This window comes from Tepidanaerobacter acetatoxydans Re1, from assembly GCF_000328765.2.
In the GTDB taxonomy this organism is placed as follows: Bacteria; Bacillota; Thermosediminibacteria; order Thermosediminibacterales; family Tepidanaerobacteraceae; genus Tepidanaerobacter; species Tepidanaerobacter acetatoxydans.
Genome location: NC_019954.2, coordinates 1,815,099 through 1,829,721 on the forward strand (window position 1 = coordinate 1,815,099; position 14,623 = coordinate 1,829,721).

At 32.7% G+C, this 14,623-nt stretch carries 13 protein-coding genes; all 13 read right to left on the reverse strand.

Going from position 1 to position 14,623, the window contains the following annotated elements; all coding sequences use genetic code 11:
- Positions 1–45: 45 nt before the first annotated feature.
- Positions 46–1,566, reverse strand: a complete 1,521-nt coding sequence (murJ, locus tag TEPIRE1_RS08770; protein ID WP_013778811.1) for a murein biosynthesis integral membrane protein MurJ — start codon at positions 1,564–1,566, stop codon at positions 46–48.
- A 35-nt stretch (positions 1,567–1,601) separates the two neighbouring features.
- Positions 1,602–2,147 (reverse strand): YwgA family protein, encoded by a 546-nt coding sequence (locus TEPIRE1_RS08775; protein ID WP_013778812.1) that lies wholly within the window; start codon positions 2,145–2,147, stop codon positions 1,602–1,604.
- Positions 2,131–3,420, reverse strand: coding sequence for an HD domain-containing protein (locus TEPIRE1_RS08780; RefSeq protein ID WP_013778813.1), 1,290 nt, complete (start codon positions 3,418–3,420; stop codon positions 2,131–2,133). The genes TEPIRE1_RS08775 and TEPIRE1_RS08780 overlap by 17 nt, the downstream gene beginning before the upstream one ends.
- 156 nt (positions 3,421–3,576) lie before the next feature.
- A complete protein-coding gene (locus TEPIRE1_RS08785) occupies positions 3,577–4,749 on the reverse strand; it encodes a Coenzyme F420 hydrogenase/dehydrogenase, beta subunit C-terminal domain (protein ID WP_013778814.1) in 1,173 nt (390 codons plus the stop codon).
- A gap of 13 nt (positions 4,750–4,762) precedes the next feature.
- On the reverse strand, positions 4,763–6,037 hold the full coding sequence (locus tag TEPIRE1_RS08790; RefSeq protein WP_013778815.1) for a hypothetical protein: 1,275 nt from the start codon (positions 6,035–6,037) through the stop codon (positions 4,763–4,765).
- A gap of 1 nt (position 6,038) precedes the next feature.
- Complete coding sequence (locus tag TEPIRE1_RS08795) at positions 6,039–7,154, reverse strand: polysaccharide pyruvyl transferase family protein (protein ID WP_013778816.1); 1,116 nt, start codon at positions 7,152–7,154, stop codon at positions 6,039–6,041.
- A 12-nt stretch (positions 7,155–7,166) separates the two neighbouring features.
- Positions 7,167–8,291, reverse strand: coding sequence for a glycosyltransferase family 1 protein (locus TEPIRE1_RS08800; protein WP_013778817.1), 1,125 nt, complete (start codon positions 8,289–8,291; stop codon positions 7,167–7,169).
- A 2-nt stretch (positions 8,292–8,293) separates the two neighbouring features.
- Complete coding sequence (locus TEPIRE1_RS08805; RefSeq protein ID WP_013778818.1) at positions 8,294–9,028, reverse strand: DUF2334 domain-containing protein; 735 nt, start codon at positions 9,026–9,028, stop codon at positions 8,294–8,296.
- Positions 9,029–9,031: 3 nt separating this feature from the next.
- Positions 9,032–9,808, reverse strand: coding sequence for a peptidoglycan bridge formation glycyltransferase FemA/FemB family protein (locus tag TEPIRE1_RS08810; protein ID WP_013778819.1), 777 nt, complete (start codon positions 9,806–9,808; stop codon positions 9,032–9,034).
- Positions 9,789–10,850 carry an NAD-dependent epimerase gene (locus TEPIRE1_RS08815; protein WP_013778820.1) on the reverse strand — a complete coding sequence of 354 codons (1,062 nt, stop codon included), beginning with the start codon at positions 10,848–10,850 and terminating at the stop codon, positions 9,789–9,791. Before TEPIRE1_RS08815 ends, TEPIRE1_RS08810 begins: the two co-directional genes overlap by 20 nt.
- Position 10,851: 1 nt before the next feature.
- A complete protein-coding gene (locus TEPIRE1_RS08820; RefSeq protein ID WP_013778821.1) occupies positions 10,852–12,216 on the reverse strand; it encodes a nucleotide sugar dehydrogenase in 1,365 nt (454 codons plus the stop codon).
- Positions 12,203–13,330, reverse strand: a complete 1,128-nt coding sequence (locus TEPIRE1_RS08825; RefSeq protein WP_013778822.1) for a glycosyltransferase family 4 protein — start codon at positions 13,328–13,330, stop codon at positions 12,203–12,205. The genes TEPIRE1_RS08820 and TEPIRE1_RS08825 overlap by 14 nt, the downstream gene beginning before the upstream one ends.
- 13 nt (positions 13,331–13,343) lie before the next feature.
- Complete coding sequence (locus tag TEPIRE1_RS08830) at positions 13,344–14,504, reverse strand: LegC family aminotransferase (protein WP_013778823.1); 1,161 nt, start codon at positions 14,502–14,504, stop codon at positions 13,344–13,346.
- Between the last annotated feature and the right edge of the window lie 119 nt (positions 14,505–14,623).

Sequence of the window (14,623 nt, forward strand, 5' to 3'; positions counted from 1 at the left end):
AAAATCCCTTCCTTAAACACATACTTATAAACTCATTATACCATTTCATGCACCTGTTTTCAGCTTTTTCTTGGCTGCATCTACCAGCGTATCCACTTCTTTTATCTTTATAAAATAAACAATTACAGAATACACTAACGCACCTATGAATATTGAAATTATCAAAGATAAATTCCTGCTGATACGCGGCAGCAGGAAAACATATGAAATATATGCCGCAATTCCCATCCCTGCTGAAGATACCAAGATTTTAACAAAAGAAACAGCAGTGTCCTTCATGCCAAAAGGCCCTACCTTCTTCCTCAAGCTTATAAACAGCAGCCCTGTACAGAATATAGCCGATAAGCTTGTGGCAAGTGCAAGACCGCCTATACCCATATACCTCGACAATATTATATTTAAGATAATATTCATAGACACAGCCACAGCAGCATTAATCATCGGTGTCTTAGTATCCTGCATGGAATAAAAGGCTCTGGATATAATTTCCCGAAGGCCAAAGCCTACCATCCCTATAGAATAATAAAAAAGTGCAATAGATGTCATAGATATAGCCTCCGGGTCAAAGGCTCCCCTTCCAAACAGGAGCCTGACTATCGGCTCTGCAAATAGCATAGCTCCAAATGTAGCAGGTACAACAAACAAATTTATCAAATTTATGGCTTCAGATACAGAACTTTTAAGCCCGTCAAAATTTCCCTGTACAGCCATCTTAGATATCATGGGATACATAACGGCAGATATGGTTGTAACAAACATCCCCTGTACAAAACCATTGAGCTTACTCGCATAGTTTAATGCAGAAATCCCGCCTACCGCAATGCCGGACGCTAAAGTCCTGTCAACGAGCACATTTATCTGATCTACCGACACCCCTATTATTACCGGCAGTGCAATATATATCATTCTTCTAATATATTCATCCTTCGTATCAAATATATACTCATACCTATATCCCGCTTTATGCATAAAAGGCACCAAAAACACCAGCTGAGAAGCGGTTGCTATCACGCTTCCTATGGCAAGCACCATTACATTCGTCTTAGAGCTGAGCAATATCGAAAGTATTAAAAAGAAATTCATGGGAAAGCCCACACATGCCGGAACGGCATAGTTTCCCTTTATCCGTAAAAATCCGCCATAGATATTTATTAAGCCTGTAAAGTATATCCCAAATAAACTTATCCTGGTAAACCTTATCGCAAGTTCCAGGGTGTTTCCCTCAAACCCGGAAGCAAACATCTTTATCAGCGGACCCGTAAACAAAAGTCCAAAGATTATAATACCCGTACATAGAACCAGCAGGATATTTACAAGATTATTGGTATACCTTTCCCCTTCCTTTTCCCCATACTTTTCCTCGATTTTACTGTATAAAGGAATATATCCCGTAGATATGCCTGTCCCGATAAAAGAAAATATCACACTGGGAATAGTAAGAGATATCAAGAAGGCATCACTTATATTAGATGCCCCATAAAAATATGATAGGGTTATCTCCCTACCAAACCCGACTATCTTAGAAACTATTGTTATTATCATTAAAAGCAGTGCTGTTTTTTTCATTTGGTTAGCTCCAGTAGGTCAATTCTGTATAAGCATCAAAGCCTAATAACACCTAAACTCTTTAATTCCTCTATTGTTGATTGTATTTTGTCTTTTGGAAAATAAGGTTTTAACTGATGTATCTTATCCATAACTTCTGAATCTTCTCTTATACCGCAATCATTTACAAAATAAATAATAGTAGCCCTTAATTCCAATTCCTTAGCACTTAAATTTCCAAAAGTTTCAATAGCTTTATCTATATCATTTTTATGTTTATCTAGAAAATCTTTGCTTTTCTCTATAAAGGTATCTGCATCTGAGTCCGGTTTTATCCTATATCCGCCGGTATTTACCCAAGACACATCGACACCATTTAAAGCTGCAATGTATTCAAGGTCAGTTGCCAAATCTGCTGAATACGGACCATAGTTATAAAGTATAAATTTATAACCTACGTTAACTTGATATACTTCCTGTAAGATATAAATAATTTTTTGCAGGGAAGTTTTTCCGAATTGAACATTGTTACCATTCATAGCTTTTGCTAAGTATGCTATTATGCCATATTTTTCCCATGGAATTCTAAATTCGTTTATCATGTTTTATTTCCTCCCTGTATTTTTTAATTTGCTCCTTAATTTCTTGTTTATTTTCATATGGAACATATATTCTAATTTGCTTATTCGGAACAAGATTTCTTGCTATGCTTGAGTACTGAGAAAGAGGTGCATACTTAGAATCGCCTTTTTCTTCGGATATAAGTATATCTTCATCGCCAACTTTATACCATGATTTTTCTGCCGTATCTATAAAACCGATTTTGTCTTTGAACTCTTCAGATATAGCTTCAAATTCTTTAAGATCCTCAATACTGGGAACTTCTTTTGTTTCGTATGCACGTCGATAGTGCAGCCTGTTAAGTATTATTTCTCCGTGCAGACCCGCTTTTCCTTCTTTTATTAAGCCTCCTACCTTCCAATCATCCCAATCCAAATATTCATCTAGATTGTCCCTAGTTGGCGGTACAAATGTATCTTTTTTAGTTTCGGATTTTAGTAAAGTTTTTATCGCTTCGGAAATGTGATTGTCATAAGCTCTTCTAGTATGATGGAAATAAACCTGTGTAAACATCTGATATCGTGCAATAATTAATCCTTCTGCTGCGTGCCAACCGCTTTTATTGATTCCTATGGAAAAATTATCTGTTTCAGGTTCATTTATAACCGTTAAAGTTCTTAATATTCTCTTTAAATCATATCTACCATAGTTCACGCCTGCATGATAAGAATCTCTTAACAAATAATCTGCTCTATCTGCATCTAATTGACCGCTGATTAAATGTCTCCAAAATGCTCTTTCAGATGATGTAGGCCCTTTTGTCAGTATATCACAAACTTCATCGGCAGTAATTTTTAGGTCATTAAATTTAGATTCGTCTATATATCTTCTAAATTTATTTTTTATTATAGCAGCAGAATAATCTTCATGTTCATAATGATCTTTTGCTGAATCAGGTTTTAAAGGCATCAATTCTTCAGCTGCATGTGAAAAAGGCGGGTGGCCTATATCATGCAAAAGACCGGCAAGCCTTATTAAAATTCTTTCTCTTTCCAACCCTGATTCTGTATAGTTTAACTTATTCCTTAAAAAATCCATCTCATTTTTTACTATATTGTCAAACATTTGTGTTGCCACATGCATAACGCCTAGTGAATGTTCAAACCTTGTATGATTTGTAGCCGGATATACCATATCAGATAATGACAATTGCTTTATGCGTCTAAGTCTCTGAAACTCCGGCTGATTTATTATAGTTTTCTCCAACTCATTAATCTCTATAAATCCATGGATTGGGTCCCTAATGTAATACATTAAAACCTCCTGATTTTATCTTTTCTTAGATTGCGCCCGGGCGATGAACAAAACGATGGAAGTGTACAGTGCTTAGCTAGGATAGATATAAACATTTAACCATTTTAAATTCTTGCGTAGTTATTTAATAATACAATATTAACACAAATCTTTTAGTTACGATTTAAATCTACTAAATACCTTTTTCAATGCTCTTACAACGTCGTCCCCTAAAATGTTAGCGATTCTTGCTTTAAGAGGGTATTTACAATATTTATTCTTTAGCTGTTCAACTGTGCCAACATCATTTAATATAAGTTTTCTGCTATCTGGCATTATACTAGGCTCGATAATATTAGAATTTGTTGAAGTTGCTTCTTGTAATGGGCGTTCTAACCAATTTAGATTTAATTTAATATTTTCGAAATAATATGTACCCTTACTATTGTTTAGGAGAACTACAGAAACACCATTATAATAATCTCTTTTGCTGATTTGATTTCTATCTATACCCACGAAATCTCCTATCGTAATATCTCCGACTCTTGGCAATTTAGCATATTTACAGCTATAACAACTTTTACGATAAATTGCTCTTTGTAAATAGCAAGTCATATATGAATCTTTAATCGCTGGTATGTATACAGGAGGCCTTGTTGTAAACGAAAGCCTTGTTGTATAGTTTCGTCTTCCATTTCTTTTGTTTCTAAATGATACTCCAATTACTTTATCTTTATATTTGTTATTCATTTCATTAATGTATTTATCAAAAAATTTTTTTGAACCTACGCCATGACATACAAGATCTATTGTAATTAAGTTTTTATATTCTTCATCTTTTAAATAAGTATACACACCAGCTACTTGACAGGGACAACCTACGAACAAGACTTTTTTCCCTTTATTGAGAAACACCTTTATTTTCCGATATATATTATGTGTTTCACTTTGAACATACTTGGATCCATACATTTCTTCAAGTTCTTCAAAGTTTTCAGCAATTGTATGATAGATATTTAGGTTTTTATCCATTACGCACCCTACAACTACGCCATCTTCCTTCAATATATCCTCAGCTATAGCTGCAAAAGCTCCCCCTGAGCTACTCTTTTTTAATATATCTTGGTTTTTATTCCAGCAACCAATCGTAATCGGTTCTTTGCAATTATTATTTGTTAATTCATTTAAAGATGGACAATTTTCTCTGCATTTATTGCACTTAATGCATTGTTGCTCATCTATTATCGGAAAGATAAAACCTTCGCTATCATATTTCATTGTTATACATTTTACCGGACAAACATTATAACAAACTCCGCACCCGGTACAAACGTCTTTATCACAAATCATTTTGTCACCTTCTCTAGTTTTGCTTCCCAGAAAAATTATATCTTATATTTGATTTAGAGTCTGAATATATTAAAAAGAACATAAGTACTGATGTAATATTGAATAATGTATTAGTGCCTATACACATTACCAATAGTAATAAAGTCATTGCCTTTCCTATTTTTTGCGTTTTTAAATACGTTAATAACATTACAACAGAAAATACAACTAGACCGACTAAGCCAAAGGATATAATTAGCTCTCCATAACTTGGTAGATAACCTACTGAAACCCACTTGCCTTGTCCGAATAATAATTGATCCCACGATAACCTACCATCAAAAAATATTTTATAGTTTTGTATCCTGCCTGTAACAGATGTGCCTAAAGTCCCATCATTAGAAATAATTCTATTTGAAACTCTTTGCCAATAGTCCGAAGAAATAAAAAGATATACACAAGGTATAGCTATAATTATTAAATTGACGAATTTAAATGATATTTTTTTTAATTCCGTAATAATTGGTTTCCACCAACATAAAAATTGCATCAGTATGCCAGTAGTAGTTCCTGCTAAGAATATACTAGCTGTAATTAGTATAGCAGAACTATATTTAGTTAAATATTTCTCGTTTTTATTATTTAATATTAAATATAGAATCGGAATTTGATATGCGGCAAAATACGCCGGTTCGAGAAATACACTTCTTGGTCTATACAAAACAGCTCCTGTTTGATACATGCTAATATTATATTTTGAAGTGATTGCACTTATATCGTCAAATGTTGGCAAGCCAAATAAGTTGACTGGCAGAACGGTTGAAAAAAAATTATATGAAAAATATTGTGCTATACAATATAATGCAAACAATATGGCCAGTTTCTTATATATCTTATACCCATAATCATAATTAAAATAATATTTTGCACCATTCATAGCAAAATACAAATATAATAGATATCTCGATACTCCTAACAGCCCCTCACTTAATTCATAGGGCTTAATCATCCAAAAGATTAAAGAATGGATAATAATAAAAATCATATATAATAACAACGGTGTAGCTATGATATTGAGTAGATTTATCTTTTTATTTAAAAAGATGTCTGTAGTAATTAATAAAACACCCAAAATAAGCAGTATATCCCCAAATGTAATCCCCTCAACATATGCTGCATATGTTGATAAAGGCATGAATAATAAGACTATCCACGTTATAAATTTGCTTAGTCTACTACAATTATCTTTTTCATGCATGAATGATTCCTTATTAGTTAATTTATTTTTGTATACAGAATTCATAGGCACTTCACAGATTCTCCTCATTAGATTTAATAGCTGATTCTAATGAACTCCTGAGATATTGCAAGGAATCTTCTCTTTTTCTCTTTAATTTAATATTAATGTCTTCATAATTTATATTTTTCTTTATTATTAATTCTAAGCTATTATTATCAGTAACTAATCGATCATTCAAACCAAATTCATTTAAAATACTATATATTCGTGAATTTTGTGTTTCTTTGTATGAATCTGGAAATCTTTTAAATACAGCAAACTGTTTACAAAAGTTTAGACTAAATGCAACGCCGTGAAATGAATCTGTAACAACATAATCAGCATATCTAATTAAATTAAGAAATTCAAAAAAATCAACATTTTTTGACGTTTTATCATATCTATTTAGTAATGTTGGCGTTATGACTTCAATATTAAGTTTATTAGAAAGTTCTGCGATTATTTTGTAATGCTTGTCGTTTTTTGTCAATAAATAACAAAATATGTACATCTTATTTTTTAATTCATAGTCATCGGATAATTTGTTTTCCCATTCGTGTTTATCTACAAGCAGAGTAGGATCAAGAACCACCTTTGCATCCCTTCCAGTAATATTTTTTATCAACTCAGCACCTTGAGTTTCCCGTATAGACAAATACTTTATTCCTTTTACATAATCGCAAAACACACTTTGTAAATTTTTATCAATATAATCTCTTGCTATACTCGGCGCATAAGCTATTCTTTTGCTTTCATTAATAAACTGCAAATAATAAAATGGATTTATTTCACCGCTAGAATTATTCCAGATTTGATCACTTCCGCAAATAACAGCATCATATTTTAATGACTTAGATTTGAGTTGTTCGTAGGAATCATATTTTTCACTGATGATTAGGTGAGATTTGATCCAATCATCCATTTTTTTCCATGTTTCATAAACGTTTCTATCAAAAAGATATAAATATATTCTTTTTAATATTTCCTTTATTCTCTTACTAATTTTTTGTCTTTCCGGGTTAAAATTTATGAATTCACTACTGTACCCCATTTTTTGCAATATAATTTGCGATGCATAAGCTTGCAAAGTGCTTCCGTAATTGTATCCTCTGTCATACCAAGTAACTATCCCTATCTTTTTTACCATTAATACCTTCCCCTATATTTTAGTAGTAGTTACCTCTAAGTAAAACCTTTCCATCTCTCTTGCACTTTCCTTAATATCATATCCGGCTCGTTTAATATCTTCCGAATTGTTTTTTCTTATATAATTATTGCAGTAATGCAGGATTTTTTCTACCCATATTTTTTTGTCAGCTTTCAATGAAAGTTCTTCCACCGAATCGGTAACAAAAGCCTCTTGAGGAATTTTATCAGATAGGATGCATGGCAATCCGGCTGTTTGGGCCTCTATAGCTGCTATACCAAGTCCCTCTGATATTGATGGAAATACAAATACATCCATTGCCTGTAAATAATCATTGACATTCGAAACTGCTCCAGTCAATATAACTTTGTCTTTTATGCCTAATCTTTCTATTTGTTTCTCTATTTGTGGTCTTAATTCTCCGTCACCTACAAGTAATAAGACAGAATTTCTATTTTTTATTTGAAGTTGATAAAAAATATCAATTAGAAACTTATGATTTTTAGGGTATGTAAAACTGCCTACATGCCCTACAACAAATTTATCTTTGATCCCAAGGCTTTTTCTTATGTTATTTCTATTAGATTCATTAAACACATATTTTTCAACGTCTATTGCATTTTTTACTATTTTGTAGTTATTTCCTGTTATCGCCCTTTTTCCAAACAACCAACTTCCTGCTTGATTCGAGCAAGCAAGTAAGTAATCAGCTTTACTTTTTATTGGGATTTGCATAATATTTTTTATAAGTTGTTCAATTTTACTGCCTCTTGAAGCCGTGCTATGGCTATGCGCTATAGTTATCACCCCATAATTTTTAGCTATTGCAATATATATTGCAGCTGTGCTTACTATATGGCCATGGAGGATTTTATATTCTGGATGATTTTTAAATAAAGTATCCCATTCTTTTTTATAAGAAAAATAGTTTTTACCTGTATATTTAGAAATACTAAAGATTCGTCCTCCCAATTCAGATATTTCATCATCATAATCGCATTTTTTACTTGTATGCTTTACAAAATCGAATTGAAACTTGGAACGGTCAATATTTCTATACAGGTTCATAATCATGGTTTCTGCACCACCACGATTTAAATTGCCTACAATATGTAATATCCTGATTTGTTCCTTCATTTTTATTTACCTTTCAGTTTAACTCTTAAAGATTTTAGTGAAAAATACGACTTTCTTAATATTTTGTCATAAGCATCGAGCTTACGATCTTTAAATAATAATTCTTTAAAGTCGGCAAACCTATCTCTATTTTCTTCTATAAAGAAATCTAACCTTTTAAAATTATTGTCTTTCATATTGTTGGGATGATAACAAAATGTTACGACTTTAAATGGTAGTTTCTGAACATGGCCGGATTGTTGCGGTATAAAATAAAAATCTCCGCTTTTATAAATGTCATTTGCAATTGTATCACTTACTATTCTTATATTACTCTCTACTTTTAGCGCCTCAAGCGTATTCATGTCAAAAGTGTGAAATGGTGCAAAGAAAACTTCCGGATTTATATTATACTTCTTAAAGATTTTAATGCCATTAGCAATTTTATCCCTTTGTTCGTTTAATGAAACGCCGGCAAATTCGGAACGCAAATTAACAGGATTAACTCCGCCATCGTCGGTCAAATGAACATGATTATAGCCATGTAATGCAATTGTCCAGCCTTTCTCCTGCCATTTTTTAACTTTATTCCAAAATCCTGTATCTCTCTTATACTTATTTATTAAATTATTATCTTGGTTATTTGGGATAACGCCTACTATAGGCTTTATGTTGTGAAGATCTAATATTTGCTCCATCTTATCCCATCTTGTGATATCCATATATTCCGAAGCATCATCTAATCTTATCAAATACATATTTTAGCTCCTTTTTAGCTTCATCATTGAAATAGCCAACTTTCCAATTAAGCTTTTACCAAAAATTATATTGTAATAGGTATGTTCTTTCCCTCCGAAACCTTTTTTAAATTTATCAATACCGTTTAGATTTTCAATGCTGCTTATACCCCCCCAATCCAATACTTCGATCTTATGTTTATGTAAGTATTGGATATCATGCCAATGCAAGTATTTATTGGCTCTTCCCGCAAAGTTGGGATCTAAGTCTTTTGTTCTAAAATTAGATACAGAATAAAGCAGCCTTGCAATCCTATTATCATATAAATAAACATGTTGTGCATAACTCTGTTTATCTTTGAGAGCTTTAGTAAGTAAAACATTCCCATTTGCAATATACTGCTGCATTGCAGGCTCATTGTAAGAATTCACAATTCCTTTAAGTTTTACAAAATTAGTATATTCCATTTTGAACGATGCCAGTATATCAGGGTCATCTTTCAAATCTTCCGAAAGATAAGAAATACAATTTACTCCTTCCTTACCAGCTCGATTAATCTCGTATCTGTAATTTTTGTTAAACTCTTTAAATATTTCTTCCGGTTCTGCCTTTAAGTCTGTTATTAACGAAAATTGTTTATTGATAATGGCATTTTTGCGGTTAGTATCCAAAACTGATTTATCTATTCCGTGAAGAAAGATAAAATCGCCTCTGCTCCTATCTACTATAACTTCTATATCCTTACAAAACCATACTGCATTTATTTTAAAATATTTCTTTTTATATGTTACATTGATCATTTCTGCCTCCATAATATTCCCTATACCACTCCACGAATTTCCTTATTCCCTCATCTACGCTAGTATTTGGTTTAAACCCTACATCTCTTACAAGATCATCTACATCTGCATAGGTTTTGGGAACATCTCCTGCCTGTAGGGGTAAATATTCTTTCTTGGCTTTCTTGCCTAAATGTCTTTCCAATATTTCGATAAACTCTATAAGTTTCACCGGATGGTTATTTCCTATGTTGTATATCTTATATGGTGCAAAGCTTGTACTTGGATTTGGGTTGAGTCTATTAAAGTTTTCATTTAGTTTAGGTGGATTAGATATAACCCTTATTACTCCCTCAATAATATCATCTACATATGTAAAATCTCTCTCCATCTTCCCATAGTTAAATACTTTTATAGGTTCATCATTGAGTATAGCTTTAGTAAATAGAAATAATGCCATATCAGGCCTACCCCATGGACCGTAAACTGTAAAAAATCGGAGTCCTGTTGTAGGTATTCCATATAAATGACTATACGTATGAGCCATTAGTTCATTTGACTTTTTGGTTGCCGCATACAAGCTAATAGGATGGTCAACGTTATCGCTCGTTGAAAACGGCATTTTTTCATTTGAACCATATACACTGCTTGATGAAGCGTATACTAAATGTTCTACTTTATTATATCTGCAAGCCTCTAATATGTTCATAAACCCGACTATATTTGACTGAATATATGCATAGGGATTTTTTAAACTATACCTCACACCGGCTTGTGCTGCAAGGTTAACTACTATATTTATTTTATATTCCTTAAAAACTTTATCTATTGCATCTTTATCTTCTAAATTTGCATATATAAACTGAAAATTGCCGTCTTGCTTTAATATATCTAATCTTGCTCTTTTTAAGTTTACATCGTAGTAATCGTTTAAATTATCCAATCCTATAACTTGACAGTCTTCTTTAAGTAACCTCTTAGATAAATGAAAACCTATAAATCCTGCTGCACCTGTTACAAAATATCTTTTGTTTTTATCTAGCTTATTATAGTCTGCCTTCACTTTAAAGCCTCCAATACTGGAAGTTCATATCTTCTGCTTCTTTTTTATCAAATATTCCTTTTATGTCAATTAAAACATATTTATTATTGAAATTACTATCATGAACCTCTGTTGTTGTATCTCTATGCCCATTCCATCTTTGATTAAATATCTTTTTAATATCTTCCAGTCTTATGGATTTAAATTCATTATGCGGCACGGCAAACACCGCTGCATCTATATCACTTATTTCTTCAAAATTACACAATTCTATTCCATAAGTATTCCATAATTCGTCTTTGTCTGCAACCGGATCTATAACTTTTGTTTCTATCCCATACTCTTTAAGTTCATTAATTATGTCAACTACTTTTGTATTTCTTACATCAGGGCAATTTTCCTTAAATGTTATTCCGAATACAGCAACTGTTGAGCCTTTAACTTGTTTGTCAGCCTTTATCATACTTTTTACAGCATTCTCGGCAACATATTTACCCATATCATCATTTATCTTTCTACCGGCAAGGATGATTTGGGAATGGTACCCTATTTGCTCTGCTTTGTATGTCAGATAATACGGATCTACTCCTATACAGTGGCCTCCTACAAGACCAGGATTGAAATTTAAAAAGTTCCATTTTGTTCCTGCGGCCTCTAATACTGCCTTTGTATCTATTCCCATTTTGTTAAAAATAATGGAAAGTTCATTCATGAAAGCTATGTTTATATCTCTTTGAGAATTCTCTATGACTTTTGCGGCCTCGGCAACTTTTATACTTTTAGCTCTATATACACCGGCTTTTACTACCAGCTCATATACTTTAGCGATAGTTTCTAATGATTCTTCATCTATGCCTGACACGACCTTTACTATGGACTCCAGCCTGTGTACCTTATCTCCAGGATTAATTCTTTCGGGAGAGTAGCCGACTTTAAAGTCTACACCACCCTTTAACCCAGACTCTTGCTCTAATATCGGCACACAAATATCTTCTGTAACTCCGGGGTAAACCGTGGATTCATATACTACTATAGAACCATTAGTTAGATTTCTACCCAAAGTTTTACTGGCATTTATGACCGGTTTCAAATCTGGGGTCTTATCCGCATTAATAGGTGTTGGCACTGCTACGATATGAAACTTGCAATCCTTTAAATACTTTTCTTCCCATGTAAGTAATGCAGTTGTCTGTTTTATTGTTTCATCTCCAACTTCTTTTGTAATATCTATTCCATTTAAGTATTGACTCACCTTTTCTTTCGATATATCAAATCCCACTACATCTGCAACTTTTGCAAAGGAAATTGCAAGTGGTAGCCCAACATAACCTAGTCCCGTTACTGAGATTTTTTCTTTTTTATTTTTGATTGAATTATATAGATTCATTCTGTTGGCCTTCCTTTAAAATTACGTCTATTGTTTTCATGTATTCATTTATAACAATATCTCTATTGAATTCTTTTTCAACCTTTGTTCTTGAATTCTTTCCCATGATTTTCCTACTTTCTTCATCTAAATCTATAAATTTAATCACCTTTTCTTCTAAAGACTTAACTGATTTAATTTCAAACAAAAACCCATTATAACCATCTTCTACAATTTCTCTACATCCTGGTATATTAGATGCTACAAGAGGTTTCCCCATAGCAGCTCCTTCTAGTAAAACATTCGACATACCTTCATGATAAGAAGGATGTACTATACAATCAACTTCTTTTATCTCATTTCTTACATCATCGGACCTACCTAAGTACTTTATTTTTCTATTTTTGTTGTTAATAATCAGCTCTTTATAATTCTCCTCTTCAAACGAACCTAGAACCTGAAATTCTGTATTTGGATACCTTTTTGTCACTTTTTCTGCAACTTTGATATATTCTTCTATTCCTTTTTCCTTCATTATTCTTCCAATAAATAAAAACCGAATTATTCCGTCACAATTGGCTTTATTACTAGGAATAAATTTTTCTACATTCACTCCCGAACCCGGTATTAAGATTCCCTTTCTATGATTCAATATATTATTCTCAATAAAAAAATTCAAATTTTGTTCATTTTGAAAAAAAACGACCTTGGCTTTGCTGCAAGCATATTTATACATTTTTTTAATTATGTTTTTTAAACTGCCGCCTACAAGTGAAGAACCGATGCCAGTTATATTCATAATAACCGGTTTATTAAATTTATCGGCTGCATAGGTTCCGTATATATTAGGTTTTACTGTATAAGTCAAAATAATATCTGGATTTACTTCTTTGATAATTATTTTATATCTTAAAATAAGTTTCAGATCTTCAAAAGGATTTGAGCCTCTTCTATTCATCTGAGTTTGAATATACTTAGCCCCTATATCTCTAATTAATTGAACTTTTTTATCCTCTTCCGATTGAGGAACCGAAAAGTAGACTTCAAAACCTTGCTTTATTAACTCATAAATCAATTCAGCTCTAAAATTATATAATCCACCTGCATTATTAGTTAATATAAGTACTTTCTTCAAATAAATCACTCTTTTATTTAAGTTTCTCCACCACTACCCCAACTTCTTCCTTGCTCAAATTGCTGCTGCAGGGGAGGTTTATGAGGTTTTTCTCATAAAACTCTGCTTTTTCGATTTTATAGCTTTGGTTATTGAGGTAGGGTTTTTGTTTATGTATTAGGCTCCACAGAGGTCTTGTTTGGATATTGTCATTGTTTAGTTTCCTGAGAAGTTCATCTCTATCTATTCCGTATTTGTCTTTATCAACTATTACAGAATAGAACCAGTGGTTTGATCTGGTATCTTCTCTAAAAGGAAGGAGCATTAAACCTTCTATGTTTTCTATGGCTTTTTTATATAAGTTGTAGTTTCTAATCTTTGTTTCTATAAAGCTTTCTAATCTGTCTATCTGGTCCGTTCCAAAGGCTGCCTGGATATTGGTCATACGGTAATTGTATCCGATTTCGTCGTGAACAAAATAGAGCGGATCTGTTTTTGCTTGGACTGCTAAATATGCTGCTTTGTCAAGTAATTCTTGATTATTTGAAACTACCATCCCACCGCCGCCGGTTGTTATTATCTTGTTGGCATTAAAGGAATATACGCCTATATCACCGATAGTACCGCAGTACTTGCCTTTATATTTTCCTTCCAGATAATATGAGCCCAGGGCTTCTGTAGAGTCTTCTATAACTTTTAAGTTGTACTTCTCCTTTATCCTCATAAGCTTTTCCATATCTGCCGGATTGCCGAATACATGAACTATTACTATTGCTTTTATCTGTCTTTTGCTCTTTTTATTAATTACCTTTCCGTCTATGTAATCACATTCATTTTCCAGAAATTCTTCAAGCTTATTCATATCCATATCTAATGTATCATCACAATCCATAAATATAGGTTCTGCACCCATGTATTTCACCGGATTTACCGCTGCTATAAATGTAACTGTAGGGACTATTACCTCATCCTCCGGCTCTATACCAAGCACCTTCAGTGCAAGATGAAGCCCTGCCGTACCGCTTTGACAGGATACTGCTCTTTTTACACCTACATATTTTGCTGTCTTTTCTTCAAATTCAGTTATAAATCTACCGCCTGTTGACACCCAGCCTGTTTCTATAGTTTCTTTTATGTTCTCCATGATGTCTAAAGAAAGGTTGGGAACTGATAGGGGGATTGGATTATGATCCATGGTTTACATCTCCAAACTGCTTTTTAATGCTAAATTAAATCCACATTTTAGTAAACGTTAATTTTATTTTCTATACTCAGGGAAAAATGAGTTTTTTTGTCTTTATAGAGTTCTTCGTT